General features: G+C 68.2%; 17 protein-coding genes. 7 read left to right on the top strand and 10 right to left on the bottom strand.

The annotated features are described in order from the left end of the window. Positions 1-23 precede the first annotated feature (23 nt). The gene (locus tag OYT95_RS26075; RefSeq protein WP_037225944.1) at positions 24-800 is read right to left on the bottom strand and encodes an RsiV family protein; all 777 of its coding nucleotides are present in this window, start codon (positions 798-800) and stop codon (positions 24-26) included. Positions 801-831: 31 nt separating this feature from the next. Next, positions 832-5,358: a non-ribosomal peptide synthetase gene (locus tag OYT95_RS26070; RefSeq protein ID WP_268789530.1), complete on the bottom strand. Its 4,527-nt coding sequence runs from the start codon at positions 5,356-5,358 to the stop codon at positions 832-834. Between the two features lie 200 nt (positions 5,359-5,558). Here OYT95_RS26070 and OYT95_RS26065 point away from each other — a divergent pair, with 200 nt between their 5' ends. Together OYT95_RS26065 and OYT95_RS26060 are read left to right on the top strand one after the other, a co-directional pair. Continuing rightward, positions 5,559-6,542 carry an LLM class F420-dependent oxidoreductase gene (locus OYT95_RS26065; protein WP_268789529.1) on the top strand — a complete coding sequence of 328 codons (984 nt, stop codon included), beginning with the start codon at positions 5,559-5,561 and terminating at the stop codon, positions 6,540-6,542. A gap of 108 nt (positions 6,543-6,650) precedes the next feature. Further along, positions 6,651-7,646 (top strand): LLM class flavin-dependent oxidoreductase, encoded by a 996-nt coding sequence (locus tag OYT95_RS26060; RefSeq protein WP_268789528.1) that lies wholly within the window; start codon positions 6,651-6,653, stop codon positions 7,644-7,646. Between the two features lie 43 nt (positions 7,647-7,689). Here the strand turns inward: OYT95_RS26060 and OYT95_RS26055 are convergent, their stop codons facing one another. The 6 genes from OYT95_RS26055 to OYT95_RS26030 form a co-directional block, all read right to left on the bottom strand. Then, positions 7,690-8,802, bottom strand: coding sequence for an NDMA-dependent alcohol dehydrogenase (locus OYT95_RS26055; RefSeq protein ID WP_268789527.1), 1,113 nt, complete (start codon positions 8,800-8,802; stop codon positions 7,690-7,692). A 23-nt stretch (positions 8,803-8,825) separates the two neighbouring features. Beyond that, entirely contained in the window at positions 8,826-10,334 is a 1,509-nt protein-coding gene (locus OYT95_RS26050) for an aldehyde dehydrogenase family protein (protein ID WP_268789526.1), read from the bottom strand. Positions 10,335-10,450: 116 nt separating this feature from the next. Next, positions 10,451-12,106, bottom strand: a complete 1,656-nt coding sequence (locus tag OYT95_RS26045; protein WP_268789525.1) for a sigma-54-dependent Fis family transcriptional regulator — start codon at positions 12,104-12,106, stop codon at positions 10,451-10,453. Between the two features lie 157 nt (positions 12,107-12,263). After that, entirely contained in the window at positions 12,264-13,406 is a 1,143-nt protein-coding gene (locus tag OYT95_RS26040; RefSeq protein ID WP_268792277.1) for a lipase family protein, read from the bottom strand. Between the two features lie 93 nt (positions 13,407-13,499). Then, positions 13,500-14,828, bottom strand: a complete 1,329-nt coding sequence (locus OYT95_RS26035; protein ID WP_268789524.1) for an MFS transporter — start codon at positions 14,826-14,828, stop codon at positions 13,500-13,502. Further along, complete coding sequence (locus OYT95_RS26030) at positions 14,825-16,069, bottom strand: M20 metallopeptidase family protein (RefSeq protein ID WP_268789523.1); 1,245 nt, start codon at positions 16,067-16,069, stop codon at positions 14,825-14,827. Before OYT95_RS26030 ends, OYT95_RS26035 begins: the two co-directional genes overlap by 4 nt. A 128-nt stretch (positions 16,070-16,197) precedes the next feature. Between OYT95_RS26030 and OYT95_RS26025 the strand changes: the two genes are divergently transcribed. Beyond that, a complete protein-coding gene (locus tag OYT95_RS26025; RefSeq protein WP_112300086.1) occupies positions 16,198-17,217 on the top strand; it encodes an Lrp/AsnC family transcriptional regulator in 1,020 nt (339 codons plus the stop codon). Between the two features lie 42 nt (positions 17,218-17,259). Then, the gene (locus OYT95_RS26020; RefSeq protein ID WP_268789522.1) at positions 17,260-17,799 is read left to right on the top strand and encodes a DinB family protein; all 540 of its coding nucleotides are present in this window, start codon (positions 17,260-17,262) and stop codon (positions 17,797-17,799) included. Position 17,800: 1 nt separating this feature from the next. On the opposite strand, the gene OYT95_RS26015 is transcribed toward OYT95_RS26020, so the two are convergent. Beyond that, positions 17,801-18,562: a class I SAM-dependent methyltransferase gene (locus OYT95_RS26015; RefSeq protein WP_268789521.1), complete on the bottom strand. Its 762-nt coding sequence runs from the start codon at positions 18,560-18,562 to the stop codon at positions 17,801-17,803. 86 nt (positions 18,563-18,648) lie between these two features. Between OYT95_RS26015 and OYT95_RS26010 the strand changes: the two genes are divergently transcribed. Continuing rightward, positions 18,649-18,993: a TraR/DksA family transcriptional regulator gene (locus OYT95_RS26010; protein WP_037225970.1), complete on the top strand. Its 345-nt coding sequence runs from the start codon at positions 18,649-18,651 to the stop codon at positions 18,991-18,993. Here OYT95_RS26010 and OYT95_RS26005 read toward each other — a convergent pair. Next, positions 18,990-19,274, bottom strand: a complete 285-nt coding sequence (locus OYT95_RS26005) for an ANTAR domain-containing protein (RefSeq protein ID WP_268789520.1) — start codon at positions 19,272-19,274, stop codon at positions 18,990-18,992. The two genes, OYT95_RS26010 and OYT95_RS26005, sit on opposite strands and share 4 nt — an antisense overlap. Positions 19,275-19,634: 360 nt before the next feature. Here OYT95_RS26005 and OYT95_RS26000 point away from each other — a divergent pair, with 360 nt between their 5' ends. Both OYT95_RS26000 and OYT95_RS25995 read left to right on the top strand, forming a co-directional pair. Further along, the gene (locus OYT95_RS26000; protein WP_037225977.1) at positions 19,635-19,853 is read left to right on the top strand and encodes a ferredoxin; all 219 of its coding nucleotides are present in this window, start codon (positions 19,635-19,637) and stop codon (positions 19,851-19,853) included. After that, positions 19,843-21,207: an NAD(P)/FAD-dependent oxidoreductase gene (locus OYT95_RS25995; protein ID WP_268789519.1), complete on the top strand. Its 1,365-nt coding sequence runs from the start codon at positions 19,843-19,845 to the stop codon at positions 21,205-21,207. The genes OYT95_RS26000 and OYT95_RS25995 overlap by 11 nt, the downstream gene beginning before the upstream one ends. Positions 21,208-21,221 lie beyond the last annotated feature (14 nt).

Genomic DNA, 21,221 nt, shown 5'->3' with positions numbered 1-21,221 from the left:
CCCGGTGAGCGGTCGGGCAGCGCCTAGCTCGACACGACGGGAGCGAGAGCGGGGTCGATCACGTCGGCCAGGGCGTCCCACGGCACGGTGACGGTGACGAGCCCGATCGCGTGCGGACCCACCTGGTAGTCGTTGAAATGGATTTCCATGCCGGCCGGGGTGGCAAGCCAGTTGGCGAAGTTCGCCTCGGTCGGCTCGATGCCGCTGCGCTCGAAGTCCGGTCCCGCGACCGTCGCGGGGAGCAGTCGCGCGGATTCGTCCGACAGCGCCTGCAGTCCCGCCGGCAGGTCGGGGAAGAGATCGGCGAGCGTGATCGGCGCGGCCGTATCGGCGTTCACCACCACCGTCGCGACGATCGGTGTGGGATGCGCACCGGGTGGATCGGCGTTCCACGACGTCACCAGCAGACCGCTGATCACGTGCTCGCCGATGTGCGCCACGCTGTGCTCCTGGCTGCTCAGCGTGAAGGCGTCGGTGCCCGAGCCGTCGATCTGGTCCTGGAGTGCTGCCCGCATCGATTCGTTGAACTCGGCGGTGACCGCCGGATCCCCGCCCTCGATCTGCGGGATGAGGACGTCGTAGCCGACGCGGCCGGTGGAACCCGTGACCTGCAGTTCAGTCTCCGAGTACGGCAGGCTCGCGGGCGTGGTCGCCTCGGTTCCGGCCGTGTCCGCGGCGGAGACGGTCGTTGTTGTCGACGGCTCGCTCACAGCGGTGCCGGCCTGGTCCGAGCAGGCGGCCAGGGCGAGAACGGCCGCGACGAGCGCCGCTGCCCGACCAGCTCTCCGGATGGCGCTCATGAGCTATCTCTACCACGTCGATTCCCCGGGGTCACCTACCGATCGGGTCGACGATGGTGTGCAGCGTGTCGACGAAACCCTGTGCGGTGGATGCGTCGTAGAGATCGGCGGAATACACCAGTTCGGCATCGATTCCGCCGGGCCGCCCGTCGACGTCGTGACGTTCGGTGAAGTGGAAGTGCAGATCGCACTTGGCGATGTCGAGCGGACGGGGTGTGACCTCGAAGTCGAGCCCGGACACGTTCAGCGCTGCCGGAGCGAAGTTGTTCAGCGACAGCGCAACCTGGAACAGCGGATGCAGGGACGGTGACCTCGGCGGGTCGAGCACCTGGACGAGTCGCTCGAACTGCACGTCGGCGTTCGCCAGAGCCCGAAGCTCCACGCCGCGCGATCGATCGACGATGTCGCACAGCGTCATCGTCGGGTCCACCCGGGTTCGCAGAACCAGCGTGTTGACGAACATTCCCACCACGTCGTCGAGCGCCGGGTCTCCCCTACCCGCGATCGGAGTTCCGATCGCGATGTCGGGATCGCCGCTGACGCGGGCGAGCAGTACCGCCACGGCCGACCTGAGCGCCGTGAACAGGCTGGCGTGGTGCTCGTGCGCGGTGGCCAGCAGGCCACGGTGCGCATGCTCGTCGAGGGAGAACGGAAGTCTGCCCGCTCGATAGGTCCACCGGTGCGGCCGGGGGCGGTCGGTGGGCAGCGCGAGCTCCCCCCGAAGCCCCGACAGTTCCTTCGTCCAGTGGGTGATCTGCTGGGACGCGACACTGTCCGGGTCGTTCTCGTCGCCGAGCAATGCCCGACGCCACACCGTGTAGTCGGCGTAGTGCACGATCGGCGGCTCCCACACGGGCTCACTGCCGTTCGCCCGGGCGCGGTAGGAGTCGGCGAGATCTCGTGCCAAGGGTGCGAGCGACCAGCCGTCGGCGGCGATGTGGTGGATGACGCAGGCCAGAAGATGATCGCCGTCACCGAGCCGGAACAGCCGGGCGCGCAGCGGAGGGTCCCGCCGGACGTCGAATCCCGCGGACAGCAGTTCCGACGTCTGCGCCGCCACGTCCGCGGCGCCGGTCTCCACCGGAGTCAGGTCGGGCAACGCATCGGCCACGTCGAGCACACGCTGGTACGGCCCCGACGGCGAGTCGGGGAACACCGTTCGCAGCGAGCGGTGCCTGCGCAGGACGTCCGCCATCGCCGAGCGGAGGGCGTCGACGTCGAAGGCGCCGCGCACTCGCACCGTGAACGGGATGTTGTGGAGCGCGGGTTTCACGACGGTGCGGTCGATGAAGTACTGCGACGGCGACAGCGGCACCCGGTCCGGCAGTGGTGCGGCGCCCAACTTGGGTCCGCGGGACCGCCCCGCGTTCTGCGGCTGTGCGGCCGCCTCCGCGACCGTCCGCGCGAGCGCCGCGACCGTCGGTGCATCGAAGAGCTCGCGCACGCCCAGTGCCGTGCCCAGCTCGGCGTTGATCGTCGCGACCACGCGGATAGCCGACAGCGAATCGCCGCTGAGGTCGAAGAAGGAATCGTCGGCACCGACCGAATCCACGCCGAGTACCTGCGCGAACACGCGCGCGACGCGGCGCTCGGCCGGGGTCTCGGGGTCGCGGTGAGGCACCGAATCCGAGCCGAACTCCGGCAGCGGGAGCGCCGCCCGGTCCAGCTTTCCCGTCGGTGTCAACGGGATCGAGTTCACGAGCATGATCGATTTCGGGACCATGTAGTCCGGCAGGAACCGTGCCAGGTGCGCCTTCACTGCCTCACGATCGATCGACGCGTCACCCTCGACCATGATGTAGGACACCAGGGTCGGGTCGCCGGCCGAATTCCGTTGCACCACCGTCGCGGCGAAGCCGACACCCGGGTGCGTGTTCAGCGTGGCGTCGATCTCGCCCAGCTCGACACGGAATCCTCGGATCTTGACCTGGTCGTCCGCCCTGTCCAGGAACTCGAGCGTCCCTGCCGCCGTCCACCGCACCACGTCCCCGGTGCGGAACATCCGGGATCCGCTGCGGCCGAACGGGTCGGCGACGAACCGGGAAGCGGTCAGCCCGTGCCGCAGATGGTAGCCCCGGGCGAGTGCCGGGGTGGCGAGGTAGAGCTCACCGACAGCACCCGGAGGAAGCGGACGCAGCCGGTGATCCAGAACCACCGCGTCCACGCCGCGCATGAGCGAGCCGATCGTCATCCGCTCGTCCGGTGACACCGGATCCGTGAGAGTGACGCTGCACGTCGTCTCCGTCGGACCGTACGCGTTCCGCATGGTCCGGCCACCGGCCCACCGCCGCGCCAGCTCCTGCGGACACACCTCCCCACCGACCAGTACCAACTCCAGGTCGTCCAGTGCGCAGGAGTCGAGGGCGGCCAGGGCGGACGGTGTCATCAGGAGGTGAGTGACGTGTTCGTCGCGCAACAGTCGTGACAGTTCCTCACCGCCGAACACCCCGGGCGGGGTGACGACGAGCGTCGCGCCGCCGACACAGGCCGAGAGTACTTCGACGAGCGCGGTGTCGAAGCTCGGTGAGGCGAAATGCAGGACGCGAGAACGCGCGGACACCGCGTACTTGTCCCGAATCTCCTGGGCGAGGTTGGCGAGGCCGCGATGGGTGACGACGACACCCTTCGGCGCTCCCGTCGACCCGGACGTGTAGATCAGATACGCGGGATGGTCTACGAGCAGCGGGCGGGTCCGTTCCGCATCCGGGAGGGTTTCTTCACAGAGGTTTTCGAGGTCGTCGATATCCGTGTTCAGCCATGCGACGGTGCCGGGCAGTCGGGCGCGCTCCGAGTGGACCGTCAGCCCGACTGTCGCGCCGCAATCGTCCAGGGTGTACGCGATGCGAGCGCTCGGGTGCGAGGGGTCGATCGGAGCGTAGGTCGCGCCGGCCTTGGCGACGGCCCACAACGCCAGCACCGACTCGATCGACCGCGGGATGGAGACGGCGACGATGCTCTCGGGTCCGATGCCCCGGCCGGTCAGGAGCCGGACGAGCCGGCCTGCGAGCCGGTCCAGGTCGCCGTAGGACAGTTCACGTCCGCGGTCGCGGATCGCGATCGCCTCCGGGTGCTCTGCGACGGTCCCCGCGAGGAGGCGGTCGAGGGTGCGGGGCTCGGCATCCGGAAGCCCCTGCGCGGGAGCGAATTCTTCGCGTTCGCCGGAGAGGAAGACGTCGAGGTCGGCGACCGGTCCATCCGACTCGATCGCTGCGGTGAACCTGTCGAGGTAGGCGAGGAAACGCGCGTGATGTCCGGTCAGTTCGGCGTGGTCGTACAGTGCCGGATTTCCCTCGAAGTCGATGCGGGCGGCACTGCCCTCGGCCCCGGGGTAGATGTTGACGGCGAGGTCGGCGACGGGACCGGTGGTGAGTACCCGCACCGTCCCGTGCACGGCGCCCAGCGTGATCTCCTTCGTGAACATCATGACGTTGACCACCGGACCGAAATGCAGGAGTTCGACACCGCCCGTGGCGAGGTCCCGGCCGATGTCCTCGCGGCGGTAACGTTGACGGCGCAGTGCCGCCGTCAACGCCGCCTCGGCGGTTCCGACCGCATGACGGACGGTGGCAGAGCCGATTCCTCTCAGCCGCAACGGAATCACATTGGAGACCGAACCGCCCGAATACCTGAGGCGGGCCGTCGTTCTCGCCGACACCGGAAGCGACAGCACCACGTCGTCGACACCGGTCATCCTGGCGAGGTAGGCGGCGAAGGCGGCGACCGTCACGGCCGTCGAATTCCGTGAGTTCCCGTTCGGGCTCGTGTGCCCGGTCGCCGTCCGGGCGTCGGTGTCCGGTCGCGCCGTGCGACCGCTGAGGCTGAGGACCGAAGCCAGGTCGCCGCCGGTTTCGCGCCAATAGTCGCGGTCCCGGGCGAACCGGGTGGAGGCACGGTAGGTCGCGTCTTCCCGCACGAGAGCTTCCGGTCCCACGATCCGGCTGTCCGGCGGTTCGCTGCCCTCGAGGGCAGCGACATACAGTTCGGCCGTGCGGCTCATCAGCATCATCGCGGCGTACCCGTCCGACACGATGTGGTGAGCGCGGGAGTACCAGTAGTAGTGATCGTCGCCCAGCTGCAGAATGTGCGAGACGAGGAGCGGTCCGTCGTACATGTCGGTGCGTGCGCTCCGGTCGTTCCGCATCCAGCGATGGGCAGCGTCGACGGGATCGTCCTCGCCGCGAAGGTCGGTGGTGGGTACCCGATCGTCGACGGCCGGGTCCACGACCTGATGCGGCTGTCCGTCGATGTCCACCAGGCGCACCGATCCCCAGCCGAATTCGAGATTCGCGCGACGGGTGGCGTCACGCAGAACGGCAAGCTCGACCGGACCGCGCAGATCGACGTAGTGGGCGATGACGTACGGGGTCTCCGGCGTGAGCTGTTGCGCGAACCAGATGGATCGCTGCGCCGCGGTCAGCGGGAAGGCGCCCACGGTCGATCGCGTCGGGTGCCCGAGCGGGCGTTCCACGATGGCGACGCCGAGCCGGACAGGCGCGGGCCTTTCCGGGCAGGCGCACGCCGTGCCGCCGGATTGCTGCGAATCGAAATCGAAAATCATCTTTCCCCCCTCGGGCTGCGCTCTGCACTCCATCACCCCACTGCGCAGAGTCGTCGCGGATGTCGGATCGGCGACTGCTATGGCACCAACCATCAGCCTCCTCGCCCCGCACCGCCTTCACCAGGCACCCCAGGGTGCGCACCTGCCTACCCTCGAATTCGGGGAGGTGCCGAGGCGTCCATCCGAGTAGCGTCGAACGGGTGACTATTCGCCTTGGATATCAGATGCCGAATTTCAGTTACTCCACCCCCGTCGCGGACCTGTTCCCGACCGTCGTCGCGCAGGCCCGTGAGGCCGAATCCGCGGGCTTCGACACCGCATTCGTGATGGACCACTTCTATCAGCTGCCGGGCATCGGTGCGCCCGACGAACCGATGCTCGAGGCGTACACCGCCCTCGGCGCCCTCGCCACGGCCACCGAGAACATCCAGCTGTCCGCGCTGGTCACCGGCAACACCTACCGCAACCCGCCCATGCTCGCCAAGGCGGTGACCACCCTGGACGTCGCCAGCGGCGGACGGGCCGTCCTCGGGATCGGCGCCGGCTGGTTCGAACTCGAGCACCAGCAATACGGCTACGAGTTCGGCACGTTCACCGACCGATTCGAACGACTCGACGAGGCACTGCAGATCATCGCGCCGATGCTGCACGGCGAACGTCCGACGTTCGACGGCAAGTGGTATCACGTCGAGAACGCGATCAACGAGCCGCGGATCCGCGACGACCTGCCGATCATGCTCGGGGGTGGGGGTGAGAAGAAGACGTTCGGTCTCGCCGCCCGGTTCGCGGACCACCTGAACATCATCTGCAACGCCCGCGAACTGCCGCGCAAGCTCGAGGCTCTCGACGCCCGGTGCTCGGAGATCGGTCGCGACCGGTCCACGCTGGAGACCAGCTACCTGGCCTTCGTCATCATCGACGAGGACGGCGACCGTGCCCGGCAGCTTCAGCACGACTTCCTGCTCACGCAGGGCGTCGACCTGTCGACGGCGTCGGACGAGGAACGCGCCGCCGCCACCGACCGGCAGTTCTGCGGTGCCCCCGACGAGGTGGCCGAGCAGCTGAAGACCCGTGTCCTCGACGCGGGAATCGACGGCATCGTCCTCAATCTCGTCGCCAACGGGCACGAACCCGGCATCGTCGAACTCACCGGGCGCACGTTACGTCCACTCGTCGACGCCTGACCGTTCCGGCAGCCCGGAATACGCGCACTACCTCTGCGGTTGCACCCAGAGGTAGTGCGCGAGGCTAACCTCTCGCGCCGGTTCTTGGTGACGAAAGGTACGAAACCCGTGAGCGCTGTTCTGTCGATTCTGGATCTGGCCTACATCCGCGAGGGCGACACGGCGCGGGACAGTTTCGATGCGAGTGTGAAGCTCGCACAACTCGCGGAGACCCGCGGGTACCGCCGCATCTGGTACGCGGAGCACCACAACATGCCGTCGATCGGTTCGTCCGCGACGAGCGTTCTCATCGCGCACGTCGCCGCACACACCGAGAGCATCCGGCTCGGCGCCGGCGGCATCATGCTGCCCAACCACGCCCCGCTCACGATCGCCGAGCAGTTCGGCACCCTCGCGACACTGCACCCCGGCCGCATCGACCTCGGACTCGGACGCGCCCCCGGCAGCGACCAGAAGACGATGTACGCGCTGCGCCGCGACCCCGCGTCCGCGGACCGGTTCCCGCAGGACGTGCTGGAACTCCAGGCATACCTCAGAGGTGTGTCACGGGTTCCCGGCGTCGACGCCATCCCCGGCAAGGGCACCGACGTTCCCCTCTACATCCTCGGGTCGTCGCTGTTCGGCGCGCAGCTCGCCGCGAAGCTCGGCCTCCCCTACGCCAACGCGTCCCACTTCTCCCCCGATTCGCTCGTCGACGCCGTCACGCTGTACCGGGAGCGGTTCGAGCCGTCCGAGAATCTGTCCGAGCCCTACGTGATCGCCGGCGTCAACGCCATCGCCGCGGACACCACCGAGGACGCGCACCGGCAGTTCGAAGCGTCCCTGCGGCGGCGGGTGGTGCAGATGGTCGGCCGCGGGCAGAAGTTCACCCCCGAGGAGGTCGACCTCATCATGACGTCCCCGGCGGGTCAGCAGGTCGCGCAGATGGTGCGCTACTCCGCCGTCGGCACCCCTACCGAGGTCAAGACGTACCTCGACGAGTTCGCCGAGCACGCGCAGGCCGACGAGCTGATCGTCGCCTCCCACGCCGAGAACACCGAGTCCTGGCTGAAGACGTACGACCTGCTCGCCGACGTGTGGCGCGGAGCGCCCGTGCGCGGTTAGCGAGTCTCTGGACTCGTCAACCGCGCACGGGCGGCGAAGCCGCCTACTGCTGGTGGACGATCACGCCACGCAGGTTCTTTCCGTCCCGCAGATCCTGGTAACCCTCGTTCACCTGCTCGAGGGTGTACTTGGTGGTGATCAGCTCGTCGAGCTTGAGCTGACCCGCGTCGTACAGGCGTAGCAGGCGGACGATGTCGTACTGCGGGTTGGCCGAGCCGAACAGCGAACCCTTGATCGTCTTCTGGTTCAGGGTCAGGTCGGTTCCCGAGATGTGCACGGTGAGCTTCGCGGGGTCGGCGAGGCCGGTGATGACGACGGTGCCGCCCTTGCCGATGACGGCGGTCGCGTTCTGCACCACCTCTTCGTCGACGGTGCCCACCAGGATGAGGGCCTGATCGGCGCCCTGCCCCCAGGTCAGTTCGTTGACCTTCTCCGCCGCGGTCGCCGCGTCCGCGAACGCGTGGGTGGCGCCGAACTTCAGCGCGGCCTCCCGCTTCATGGCCACCGGATCCACCACCACGACGTACTTGGCGCCGGAGCTGACCGCGCCCTGCACGGCGTTGATGCCGAGTCCGCCGATGCCGTAGATGACGACGGTGTCACCCGCGCGCACCCCGCCGGCGTACACCGCGGTGCCCCAACCGGACGGCACACCGCAGCCGACGAGGACGGCGGTCTCCAGCGGGAGCCAGTCGTCCACCTTCACCACCGAGTGCTGCGAGATGGTGGCGCGCTCCGCGAACGTGCCGAGCATGCACATCGCACCGAAATCCTGCTTGCCCGAGTGGAACCGGAACGACCCGTCGGGCATCGAACCCTCGAGGATGGTGGCGCCCATGTCACACAGGTTCTGGCGGCCGGTGGCACAGTACCGACACGTGCCGCAGTTCGGGATGAAGCTGCAGACCACGTGGTCGCCGGGCTTCACCTTGGTGACACCGGGGCCGACTTCCTCGATGATGCCGGAGCCCTCGTGCCCGCCGACGATGGGGAAACGCGGCGGCAGATCGCCGTCGGTGAGGTGCAGGTCCGAGTGGCACAGCCCTGCCGCGACATACTTGATGAGCACTTCCCCGGGACCCGGACCGTCCAGTTCGAGTTCGATGATCTCGAACGGCTTGTGCGTTTCGAACAGAACCGCTGCTTTGGTCTTCATGTCTTCTCCTCGTTGAGTGACGGTCAGAGTGCGATGTTGACGGCTTTGGTCTGGGTGTAGAGATCGATGGCGGTCGCCCCGAGCTCACGTCCCCAACCGGACTGCTTGTATCCGCCGAACGGCATGGCGGTGTCGAACCCGTTGTACTGGTTGATCCACACCGAACCGGCCTTGAGCTGACGGGCCGTGAGGTGCGCCTTGGACAGGTCCTTCGTCCAGATCCCGGCGGCGAGGCCGTAGATGCTGCTGTTCGCCGCCTTCGCGACTCCCTCCTCCGCGTTGAACGGGAGCGCTGCGACGACGGGGCCGAAGATCTCCTCCTCGACGATGCTGAATTCGGGCTTCACGTCCACGAACACCGTCGGCTCGACGTAGAAACCGGTGTCGCCCCAGCGCTTTCCGCCGGTGAGGGCGCGGGCGCCGTCGGCGAGTCCGGCGGCCAGGTAGCCGGTGACCTTGTCGAACTGCTCCTGCGACACCAGCGGTCCGAGCTGGGTGGTGGGGTCGAGTCCGGGACCGATCTTGACCTGGCTCGCAGCCTCGGCGACCGCCGCCGTGAAGTCGTCGAAGATGCTGTCCTCGACGAACATCCGGGTGCCCGCGACGCAGCACTGGCCGTGGTTGAACAGCCAGGCGTTGAGCGATCCGGTGACGGCGGCGTCGAAGTCCGCGTCCGCGAACACGACGTTGGCGCTCTTGCCGCCGAGTTCGAGCGACACCTTCTTCAGGTTGCCCCTGGCGGCGTCGACGATCTTCTTCCCGACCTCGGTGGAACCGGTGAACGCGATCTTGTCGACGTGGTCGTGAGCCGACAGTGCGGCCCCGGCGTCTCCGTAACCGGTGACGATGTTGACGACGCCGGGCGGGAAGCCGGCCTCCTCGAACACCCCGCCGAGCAGAAGTGCGGTCAGCGGGGTCTGCTCCGCGGGCTTGAGGATCACCGTGTTGCCTGCGGCGAGCGCGGGGGCCAGCTTGAACGCGGCCATGAGCAGCGGGAAGTTCCAGGGAACGATCAGTCCGCAGACGCCGACGGGTTCACGCAGCGTGTACGCGTGGAACTGGCCGCCGGGAACGAACGGCATGCTCACGTTGACCGTGCTGCCCTCGATTTTGGTGGCCCAGCCCGCGAAGTAGCGGAAGATGTCGGCCGACCACGCGACGTCGACAGCGGCGGCGATGCCCGCCGACTTGCCGTTGTCCAGCGCCTCCAGTTGGCCGAATTCCTCGGCGCGCTCGGAGAGGATGTCGCCGACCCGCCAGATCAGCCGTTCCCGCTCGTTGGGCTTCATGGTCGACCACGGGCCCTCGTCGAAGGCGGTGCGTGCGGCCCGGACCGCACGGTCGACGTCTTCGGCGCCACCGCGTGCGACGGTGGTCAGCACCTGCCCGTTGGCGGGGTCGATCGTCTCGAACGTCGCGCCGCTCGCCGATTCCACCCACTGCCCTCCGACGAGGAATCGCTTGGTGCCGGACAGAAAGTTCCGTACCGACGGCAAGAGTTCCGCTTGGCTGGGTTCGATCGTCGCTGTCATCAAAACCTCCGAAGTTGTGAATGTGACGTGGCTCATAGTGCACTGGTTGCCATATCACTAACTGTCCTGACTTCGGACACCTCCGGACGGTCGCGGATCGGTGGATGAAACTGCAGCTAGACGGTGATATCGAGGGCTCGGATCCGGACATACAGCGTGCTGCGGCTGATGCCGAGCGCGGCCGCGGCGTGCACCTTGTTGCCGCCGCATTCCTGCAATGCGTCGACGATGGCCTGGCGTTCGGCGCGCTCGCGGCCCGCCAGCCTGGACACCCGCGTCGGCGTCCGATACTGGTCGGGTAGATCCGCGACGGCGATGTTCGCGCTGGTGCGCCTGCCCGCGGCCGCCTGCAGCACGACGGACAGTTCCGCGATGTTGCCCGGCCAGTCGCGGGCGATCAGAGCGTCGAGTGCGCTCGCGGTGAGCCGGAGGCCGGGATCGACGGAATCGAGGATCCCCTGCGCGATGTCCGCGAATTCGCGGCTGCGTTGCCGCAGCGGCGGAAGCACCACCTGTCCGGGGCAGCGGCCGACCAGACCCGCAACGCCCGGCGGCAGGTCACCGAGGGGCGAACTCGTCATCACGATTCGTGGCCCCGCGTCGGCCGCCAGCATCTTCACGACCAGCGGCAGCATCGACTCGGGCAGGAGTTGCACTTCCTCGATCGCCAGGACCGCGGAGGGTCCCGCCGCCAGCGAGAGAAGTCGGTCGATCCAGGCCTCGGTTCCATCGAGGGCGATGGCGGCCGCGTCCATACATACGAGCGACTGGTCGCCGGCCAGATCACGGACCGCCGTCGTCCTGCCTGCCCCCGGTTCACCGCTGATCACCACCGGCTCCCGCGTCTCGCGTAACCGCGACAACTCCGACCTGCTGCGTTCGACGACGGAACTCGACGGCGACTTGCCCCGTCGAATGGGGGCGCTGGTCCGGCGGTCCGGTCGGACGACGAACACGGCCCCACCGTCCGTGCCTGCCACGCGGTCGGCCCGGACCAACGCCGGTTCGCCCGAAGACAATTGGATCCGCGCCGTCTTCGACTGCTCCGGACGCAGGTCCGCGGCAAGCCCCCGCAGCGTCGCATGATCGGACACCTGGAGCAGGTCGAGCGCCACCCGGTTGCTGAGCAGGATGTCCTCGCCGATCGCGGTGACCGCCATCTGATTCTGCGGCGACACCCGCTGGAACGCGTCCACGAGCCGCTGCTGCGACACCCGGGACCCCTCGAGCAGCCGTCGTTCGATGTCCCCGGCCGCACGGGCCAGGAACGGGGCGAACAGCGGGTTGGCCCGCGACGCGACGCCCGTCATGTCGAGGATGCCCTCGACGCGGCGCGTCACCGGATGGACGATCGGGTGTCCGTAGCAGCTGAGGTCCTTGAACCGCTCGAGGTAGTGCTCCTCGCCGTGGATCACGACACCGCGCCGGACCTCCATCGGAGTCCCCAGCGCGGTGGTCCCGACGCAGTCCTCGCCGAAACTCGATCCCAGCACCGCGCCGGCGCCGTCGATCAGGCGTTCGAGTCTGGGGCCGTCGAAGAGCCGGGCGACGATGCGGCAGTCGCGGTCGGCGAGCAGGACGCAGAATCCGGTGCCCTGAATCTGCTGTTCCATCTCGTCGAGGACGGGCCGGGCCGCCTGCAGCAGCCGACTGGACGTGTCCAGGTCGGAGCAGGGGTCACCGCTCGGCGTCGAACTCGGTTCCAGGCCGCTGAGCGCCGAACGCTTCCAGGACAACGCGATCTCCGGCCGCATCGCCGCGTGCCCGGTCATGCCGCCAAACTCCAACCTCGACTCCTTGCCGCGCGCGCATCCGGTCGTGCACCGGTGCACGACTCACATCCGAACGTACCCACACAGTGTGACCCACGCCATAGTGCCTGTGGGCGCGGCGAGCAACTGTCCGGATTTTGGACAGTGCCGCGTTCGCTCAGTCGAACAGCCCCCGCACGAACGGGATGGTGTCGGCCTGCGAATCGACGAGTGTGCCGCTGTGGTCAGTGGGATAGGTCTGGAACGTGACCGGCTCACCGTTGGCGGTCAGTGCCGCGACCAGCGACAACGCCGAGGGCGCGGGCACGTCGATGTCGGTGAGCCCCTGCCCGATGAACAGGGGACGGTCGTAGCCACTCGTCGGGACGCCCATGTAGTCCACGAGCAGCCCGTGGAAGTTCGGGATCTGGTTCAGCGGCTTGCTGAAAAGGTCGCCGACCACCACACCTTCCGCGGCATCGTGAAGGTCGTTGACACACAGCTGCTCCGCGGCGTTCACGTAGTGGGCACCGAGCGGCGTGAGATACGAGTCGAGGTCGATCTCGGGGTGCGCCGACCGCAGTCCCGCGAGGATGTAGAACAGGTACGACGTGAGGCCGGCGGGGATCGCCGTGGGCGGCACCCCGGGACCCAGCGGCAGCAGTGTCAGTTCGATGTTCGCGGGCACCCCTGTTCCCACGGCCCCCCGGTAGTCGAGCGTCTCGCCGCCGTACTCGGTGGCATAGCGGGCGGTGGTGATCGCGGCGCCGCCGCCCTGCGACTGGCCGACCACGACCCACTTGTTCGACAGGGACTCGTCGACGGCGCGGGCGGCCTTCACCGAGTCGACGACGCTGTGCGCCTCGACCTTTCCGTCGAGGTACGGCATCACGCCGGGCGTGCCGAGGCCCACGTAGTCGGTGGAGACGACGGCGTACCCCTGCTCGAGCCAGCGTCCGAGGTACGGGAAGTCGCGCTCGGGGAGCGCGGGCCCGACGAGTGAGGGCGCGCAGTCGTCCGCGAGACCGGACGTGCCGTGCGCCCACGCGACCACCGGCCAGCCCCCGTCGGGCGCCTCCCCCGGTGGCACGTACACGGCGCCGCTGCTGAGTGCGGGACTTCCGTCGGACCCGATCGACCAGTAGGTGATTCGCTGCGCGTCGGCGGCGCCGGGGAGCCAGAGGTCGACGGGCAGCGGCTCGACCTCCACGACACTCCCCGGCGCGCGTTCGGCCTCGTCGGCGAACGCGGCCGGGGAGGCGAGGCAGGTGCCGCCCACCGTCAGGGATGCGATCGCGACACCTGCCGCGGCTCGCGCCATCCGTACCGAGTGTGTCTTCACCGCTTCAAGATAGAGCGTCCCCCGCACGTGAGTGGCAAAGCGCACCGGAGCACGCTTTGCCACTCACGTGCGCTACGTCTGGGAGGCGAGATCCCGTCCCCGGGTCTCGGGGATCGTGATCAGTGCGGCGATCGAGACCGCGACCAGCGCGAGCGCGTACCACTCGAACAGTTCCGGCGTACCGCGGTCGGCGAAGAACGTCTGGACGTACGCGGCCGTCCCACCGAACGCCGCGACACCGATCGAGTACGGCACTCCGACACCGGCGGCACGCAACCCGGTCGGGAACAGTTCGGCCATCATCGCCGGCATCACCGACAGGATCGCGCCCATCACGAACAGGGCGATCGCCATCGCGAAGAACAGCGTGACCGCGCTGTGCCCGATCATGGCGTTGAGCGGAAACAGCAGGGCAGCGATACCGACGTTGCCGATGTACAGCACCGGTTTGCGCCCGATCCGGTCCGACAACGCACCCCAGAACGGCAGCGACGCAATCAGTACGAGGTTGGCGCCGACCCCCGCCCACAGTGCGCCGGACGGATCGATGCCCCGGACGGCGATCGCGTACGCCGGCGCCGACACAGCCCACACGTAGTAGACGACGGTGCCGCCGACCGTGAAGAACAGGATCTGGAACACCTGCCGCCGGTGCGCGAGGAACAGCTGCCACATCGACTGCTTCGCGGTCTCGTCACCCGACTCCTCGTAGACTTCGGTCTCGCTCATCCGGGACCGCATCCACAACACGAACAGTCCGAGCACGCCGCCCAGCAGGAACGGCACCCGCCAACCCCAGTCGGCCATCTGCTCCGAACTCAGCGTCGTCGTGAGCAGCGCGCCGAGAAGCGTGCCGACGACGACCCCGGTGGTGTTGGAGATGTAGATGAGACTTGACCAGAGTCCACGCCGGGCCGTCGGCGCGAATTCGACGATGTAGGTCTGCGCGGACGGCAACTCGCCGCCGTGCGCGACGCCCTGCGCGAGCCGTGCCACGACAAGCACCACCGCCGCCGCGACGCCGATCGTCTGATGGGTCGGGGTCAGACCGATGACCAGGCTGCCGATCGCCGCGAGTCCGACGGCGAGCGTCATCGACAGCTTGCGTCCCCGCCGGTCCGACAGCCAGCCGAACAGCAGACCGCCGAACGGCCTGGCGACGAATCCGACGGCGAAGACGCCGAACGACGCGAGCAGGTCGGAGACGGCGGAGCCGGTGTGGAAGAACTGCGGGGCGAAGAACGCGGCGAACGTCGCGTAGACGGTCCAGTCGAAGTACTCGATCCCGTTGCCGGTGCCCACGCCGACGATCGCGCGGGCCTTCTCCCAGCGCTCGGATCTCTGCCGGACGGTGGGCGGGCCGGCGTTCACGGACCTGCTCTCGGTGGCGATCTCGATCATCGTGCGTCACTCCCCGCTGCCACAGCAGCATTGTCGGACCGCGCCTTGTCCAGCCGTCGAACGGCCAGTCCGGCGTAGATGGTGGCGGCGTCGGCGAGCACCGCGTCGTCGAATTGCGCTCGGGGCGAATGGTTCATGGGAGCGGCGGCGGGATCGGCGCCGGGCATGCACGCGCCCAGTCCGATGAACGCTCCGGGCACTTCCTGCAGGACGTAGGAGAAGTCCTCGGACCCGGCCATCGGATGGGTGACGGTCTCGTAGCGATCCTCGCCCATGAGGTCGCTGACCACTTCGGCGCCGAACGCGACCTCGTCCCCGTCGTTGATTGTCATCGGGAACTCGGGGGCCACGGTGACGTCGACCTCGACCCGTTGCGCGGACGCCACCCCTTCGAGCACCCGGCGCAGCGCCGCAGGCACCTTCTCGTACGTGGCGGGCGAATAGCACCGGACCGTCGCCTCGAACCGCGCGTCGTCGGGAATGATGTTGTGCCGCGACCCGGCCTGCACGTTCGCGACCGTCACGACGACGGGATCGAACACGTCGAACGTCCGGGTGATCATGGTCTGCAGCGACGTGATCATCTCGGCCATCGCGGTGATCGGATCGCGGGCGGTCGACGGGGACGATCCGTGTCCGCCCGCCCCGCGCACCGTGACGGTCAGTTTGTACGACGCCGCGAGCAGCGTGCCCGCCTTGGAGAAGAACCGTCCCTGCGGCTTCTGGCAGGAGAAGACGTGCATGCCGTAGGCGGTGTCGGCGCGGCGGCCGGCGGCGTCGAGCACACCCTCGTCCACCATCACCTTGGCGCCGTCCCAGCCCTCCTCGCCGGGCTGGAACATCAGGACGACGTCGCCCGCCAACTGGTCGCGGTGACGGCTGAGCAGTTGCGCGGCGCCGACGAGCGCAGCGGTGTGCAGATCGTGCCCGCATCCGTGCATGGCGCCGTTCTGCGCCGCGAAGTCGAGTCCGGTCTGTTCGGTGACCGGGAGTCCGTCCATGTCGGCGCGCAGCAGCACCGTCTGCGCGGCGTCGACCGAACGCCTGCCGCCGCGGAGCACCGCGGTCACGGACGTCGTGCGGGTTCCCGTCGAGATCTCGAGCGGCAGGCCGTCCAACGCCTCGAGAACACGCTCCTGCGTGCGCGGCAGGTCCAGTCCGACCTCGGGTTCGCGGTGCAATACGCGACGCAACTGCACGAGGTCGCCTTGTAGTGCGCGGGCGTCGTCCAAGAGATCCATTGCTCTCCCTTATGTCGGTGGTCACGTTTTCGACCGAATGCGTCGGTGGTCATATGCTGTGATCCGCCGGGCGACGGACCGCCGAGAACGTCGAAAACGATCATCCGAACCGACTCAGGATGTGTTCTATGAGTGAAATGCTGACAGAATCCGAACTTTCGCTCATTCATGCGTTGCAGATCCGGCCCCGGGCGACGTGGGCCGAGCTGGCCCCGATCCTCCGGACGACGTCCGCGACGCTGGCGAGGAGGTGGGAGTCGATCACCGCACGCGGACTGGCCTGGATCACCGCGTACCCCGCGCCGATGACGGGCGCCGGTGCGTTCACCGCCATGATCGAGGTGACGTGCGATCTCAGCGGCACGAAGGCCCTGGTCGAGGCGCTCACCCGCGACCCGCGGGTGGCGTCGATCGAACACGCGGCGCGCGGGCGGGACCTCATCCTGACGGTGCAGACGGGATCCCTGCACGAGTTGTCGGACCTGGTGCTCGAGGAACTGCCCGGCCACCCGAGCGTCAATTCGACCCGGACCCACACGTGCACCGCACTCCACGCGGAGGGCAGCCGCTGGCGCCTCGATTCCCTCGACACGGCACAGTCCGCCGCGATCGCCGCACTGGAGAACACCCCTCCGCAGTCCGGATCGGCTCGGCCGGAAAGCCTGACGGACGAGGTCGCCCGCGCGCTCGTCCGCGAACTCACCCGGAACGGCCGGGCGTCCGCGCGCGAGATCGCCTCGGTCATCGACCGGCCCGCGTCGTCGGTTCGCAGGCAGCTCGCGGGGTTGCTGCGCTCCCGGGCGGTGGTGCTGCGCTGCGACGTGGCCCAGGACGCGACGCGGTGGCCGATCACCGTCACATGGTGGTGCCGCCTGCCCGTGCGCGCACACCGGGAAGTCGTCGAAGTCGTCAACACCCGGCCCGAACTGAGGTTGTGCATGTCGCTCACCGGGCCCGCGAACTTCCTCGTCAGCATGTGGGTGTCTTCGCTGCCCGACCTGTTGCGGGTGCAGGAGTGGCTGGAGAGCCGGGCCCCCAGCCTGGAGATCATCGACTCGTCGGTGACGCTCCGGTCCCGGAAGCGGATGGGGTGGGAACTCGACACCCACGGCCGCGCGACCGGTTACGTCACCGCGCACGGCGGCTGACCGCTACGGTCGAATGCGCCATCATCGGACCGGCTGGAGCAGGTGATCACCGTGACCTCTACCGCGAGAACGTCGACGACCGGCGAGCGTGCCGACTTGCTGGAGTCGCTGGCCAAGCACCGCTACTTCCTTCGCTACACCGTCCGGGACCTCACCGACGAACAGGCGGCCCAGCGCACGACGGTGAGCGAACTGTGTCTGGGCGGACTCGTCAAACACGTGTCGGACGTCGAACGGGTGTGGGCCGACTTCATCGTGCGCGGCACCGACGCCGTGCGTGGCGGTCCCGCGGACGGCACCGGCACCGACAATCGCGAGAAGGAGTTCACCCTCCGCGACGACGAGACGCTGGCCGACGTCCTCGACCGGTACGCGAAGGTGGCGCACCGGACCGACGAGATCGTGGCCTCGCTGCCCGACCTCGACATCTCGCACCCACTGCCGAAGGCGCCGTGGTTCGAACCGGGATCACGCTGGTCCGCGCGCCGGGTCCTGCTCCACATCATCGGCGAGACCGCGCAGCACGCCGGGCACGCCGACATCATCAGGGAGGCTCTCGACGGGTCGAAGTCGATGGGCTGAGTCAGCCGCGTTTGCGGGCCTCGATGAGGAAGCGGGTCGAGTGGGCCACGAACGGCCCCTGCGCCTCGATCAGATCGTGGAGTTCCCGCAGACGTTCGCGGTACTCCGCGACGGTGAAGCCGGGCACCATCCAGATCACTTTGCGCAGGAAGTAGATGACGGCGCCGATGTCGAAGAACTCGATCCGCAGGGATTCGAAGCGGAGGTCGACGACGTCGAGACCGGCGGCCTGCGCGTCCGCGGTCTCGTCCTCGTAGTGGCGGCCACGCCGCACCTTCTCGGGTTGGGGCCCGAGGAAGTACTCGACGAGTTCGAACACGCTCACATGCCCGACGTGCTGTGAGAAGTACGTGCCTCCGGGTTGCAGGACGCGGGCGATCTCGTCCCACCACACCGTGGCGGGGTGCCTGCTCGTCACCAGGTCGAAGGCGCCGTCGGCGAAGGGCAGCGGCGGCTCGTCCGTGTCGGCTACCACGACCGCACCGAGCGGGTGCAGCAGTGCCGTCGCCTTCGCGACGTTCGGCGGCCACGATTCCGTCGCCACCATCACGGGAGGCATCGTCGTTGCACCGGCGAGGACCTCCCCTCCCCCGGTCTGGATGTCCAGAGCGGCGTCCGCGCGCGCGAGCCGTTCACCCATCAGGCGCTGATACCCCCACGACGGCCGCTGTTCGGTGGCCCGGCCGTCCAGCCAGGAGAAATCCCAGCCGTCCACCGACACGGATTCCGCCTCGGCCACCAACTCCTCGAATGTGCGTGCCATGCCGGGAAGCCTGACAGAAAGTTCCGGATCGATCGAGCGGATTACCCGGGGGGAAGCACCGGACCGTCACCGATGTTGAAGGGGAGATGACCCTCCCGGAACAGCATCGCACCCGCATCGCCGAGGAGCGAGCCGACGCCGAGCGCCGCATCGCATCGCTGACCGGCCGATTCACCGCCATCGTGGAGGGTTCGGAATTCACCACGGACGACGACGAACACGACCCCGAGGGCTCGACCATCGCGTTCGAGCGGGCGCAGGTGTCGGCACTGCTGGCGGACGCACGGCGTGAGGTGGAGGATCTGGCGGAGGCGCAGCAGCGACTCGACAATGGGACGTACGGCCTCTGCATTCGGTGCGGCCTGCCGATCGCCGAGGTCCGACTCGACGCGCTACCTGCGGCGCAGACCTGTATCGACTGCGCCGGTTAGCCGGTGTTGCCGGACAGGAGGGCTCCCCATTCCCGGGTGGCCACGTCCCGTGCCCGACGGTGATCGTCGGCACCGGGATGGATGCCGTCGGCGAGATCGGCGAGAGCTTCCGCCAGATCTCCGACATCGACCTGATGCCGCATGGAGGAGTCGAGTAGTTCGTCGAAGGCCTGGTCCGCGCTGTACGAGTTTCCGCGCGCGGTGGTCAGGATCTGAATTGCAGCGTCCAAAGCGGACAGGTGCCGGGTCGCGCGGGTGTCACGGTGAGCTTCGATCGTCAATATTCCGCCTCTGAGGTGTCGCCACTGGGCGTTGCCGGTCTCTTGTCACCACATCACATCACGATCCGGCCGTCCGTGTTGCCGAATCGAGACCGTGTCCGAAAGTTGTTTCTCGACAGCAGGATACGAACTCCGGCAAGATACTTGTAACTCTCGTTACTACTGTGGGGTTCTACCCGCGAGTACGACTCCGCGGAGTAGCGCATTTCTGAATGGCTCCAGAACAGCGGATCGAAACCGAACAGTCCGGCCATTCCGCAATACTGATCTCCGGGTGGAGGTCTCCGCCCGACGCGATCGGACGGCCGTGCGCCGCGCAGCCCCAGTGGACCCGTGTGACCAGAACTGTTCAGAATCGGGATGATTGACGTGAAACTCGTCGTCGACCTCAATCGGTGCCAGGGTTACGCGCAGTGCGTGTTCCTCGCACCCGACGTCTTCACCCTGCACGGAGAAGAGGCTCTGCTCTACGACGCGGGCCCCACCGACGACGAGCGCGACCGCGTGTCGCAAGCCGCCGCGGCGTGCCCGGTGCACGCCATCACTACGGACATCCCCGACCACCGCAATGGGCAGTGACGTGCGGATCGTCATCGTCGGTGCGTCGCTCGCGGGTGTGCGCGCGGCGGAGGCACTGCGGGGGCAGGGCTTCGACGGCTCCCTCACCCTCATCGGCGACGAACCCTACGAGCCGTACGACAGGCCCCCGCTGTCGAAGGCTGTGCTCCTCGGCATCATGCCGCCCGACCACGCGGCGCTGCCGTTCCGTCCGGACCTCGATGCGCAGTGGCGGCTCGGCGTGCGGGCCACCAGTCTCGACCTGGAGAACAACCGGGTGGTTCTGAGCGACGGCGCCGCCGTCGAGTTCGACAAGGTGCTGATCGCGACCGGCGTCCGCGCCCGGCCGTGGTCGAACTCGTCCGAGGCCGCCCTCGACGGCGTCTTCACCATCCGAACCTGCGACGACTCGCGTCGGCTGAACGGGCGACTGTCCGCCGGTCCACGTCACGTCCTGGTGATCGGGGCCGGGTTCACGGGCTCGGAGATCGCGTCGGTGTGCCGGGAGCGTGGACTGTCGGTGACGGTCACCGAGCGGGGTCCGGCACCGCTGGTCGGTGCGCTCGGCGGAGTGGTGGCGGCGGTCGCGGCCGACATGCAACGCGACCACGGCGTCGACCTGCGCACCGGGGTCACCGTGACCGGGCTCGACGGGGACGGCAACGGGCAGCTGTGCCGTGCGCATCTGTCGGACGGGACCACACTCGACGCCGACGTGGCGATCGTCGCGCAGGGCAGTATCCGCAACACCGACTGGTTGTTCGGCTCCGGGCTCGCCGCCGGACCCCGGGGAGTCACCTGCGACGCCGGCTGCCGTGCGTTCGACATCAACGGCATCGTCACCGACAACGTGTTCGTCGCCGGCGACGTTGCGCGGCAACCGCATCCGCTCTACGACTACCAGCTGCTGGCGCTGGAGCACTGGGGCAACGCGGTCGGTCAGGCCGAGGTGGCGGCCCACAACATGATCCACGACGGCCTCCGTCGGCGACCGCACCTGGAGATTCCGGCGTTCTGGTCCAGCCAGTTCGGCGTCAACATCAAGTCCGTGGGTATCCCCACCTACTCCGATCAGGTGGTGATCACGCAGGGTTCCGTCGCCGATCGGCGATTCGTGGCGGCGTACGGCTTCCGCGGACGCGTCACAGCCGCGGTGGCGTTCAATCAGGGTAAGTGGCTCGACTTCTACCGGGGACTGATCGAGTCGGCGGCCGCGTTCCCCCCGGACTTCGACGTCATGGACCGGGCGGAACCGTTCGAGGTCCGTGCGTCGGAATTGCCGGACCCTGCCGTTCTCAGCCACGGCCCCACCGTCGCCGTGACCGGCCATCTGCCCACCGAACGTCGCGTCGAGTTCGTCTCGCTACCGAAGTAACAGGGAGAGTGTCC

This window comes from Rhodococcus sp. JS3073, assembly GCF_026810085.1.
GTDB classification, from domain to species: domain Bacteria; phylum Actinomycetota; class Actinomycetes; order Mycobacteriales; family Mycobacteriaceae; genus Rhodococcus_F; species Rhodococcus_F wratislaviensis.
The sequence above is the reverse complement of the archived record's forward strand: the minus strand, read 5'-3'. Positions and strand labels throughout refer to the sequence as shown.

Bases quoted from the DNA above. Each gene is read 5' to 3' on its own strand.
- OYT95_RS26075 (WP_037225944.1), bottom strand. From the start codon at position 800: ATGAGCGCCATCCGGAGAGCTGGTCGGGCAGCGGCGCTCGTCGCGGCC.
- OYT95_RS26070 (WP_268789530.1), bottom strand. From the start codon at position 5,358: ATGATTTTCGATTTCGATTCGCAGCAATCCGGCGGCACGGCGTGCGCC.
- OYT95_RS26055 (WP_268789527.1), bottom strand. From the start codon at position 8,802: ATGAAGACCAAAGCAGCGGTTCTGTTCGAAACGCACAAGCCGTTCGAG.
- OYT95_RS26050 (WP_268789526.1), bottom strand. From the start codon at position 10,334: ATGACAGCGACGATCGAACCCAGCCAAGCGGAACTCTTGCCGTCGGTA.
- OYT95_RS26045 (WP_268789525.1), bottom strand. From the start codon at position 12,106: ATGACCGGGCACGCGGCGATGCGGCCGGAGATCGCGTTGTCCTGGAAG.
- OYT95_RS26040 (WP_268792277.1), bottom strand. From the start codon at position 13,406: ATGGCGCGAGCCGCGGCAGGTGTCGCGATCGCATCCCTGACGGTGGGC.
- OYT95_RS26035 (WP_268789524.1), bottom strand. From the start codon at position 14,828: ATGATCGAGATCGCCACCGAGAGCAGGTCCGTGAACGCCGGCCCGCCC.
- OYT95_RS26030 (WP_268789523.1), bottom strand. From the start codon at position 16,069: ATGGATCTCTTGGACGACGCCCGCGCACTACAAGGCGACCTCGTGCAG.
- OYT95_RS26025 (WP_112300086.1), top strand. From the start codon at position 16,198: ATGAGTGAAATGCTGACAGAATCCGAACTTTCGCTCATTCATGCGTTG.
- OYT95_RS26015 (WP_268789521.1), bottom strand. From the start codon at position 18,562: ATGGCACGCACATTCGAGGAGTTGGTGGCCGAGGCGGAATCCGTGTCG.
- OYT95_RS26010 (WP_037225970.1), top strand. From the start codon at position 18,649: ATGACCCTCCCGGAACAGCATCGCACCCGCATCGCCGAGGAGCGAGCC.
- OYT95_RS26000 (WP_037225977.1), top strand. From the start codon at position 19,635: ATGATTGACGTGAAACTCGTCGTCGACCTCAATCGGTGCCAGGGTTAC.
- OYT95_RS25995 (WP_268789519.1), top strand. From the start codon at position 19,843: ATGGGCAGTGACGTGCGGATCGTCATCGTCGGTGCGTCGCTCGCGGGT.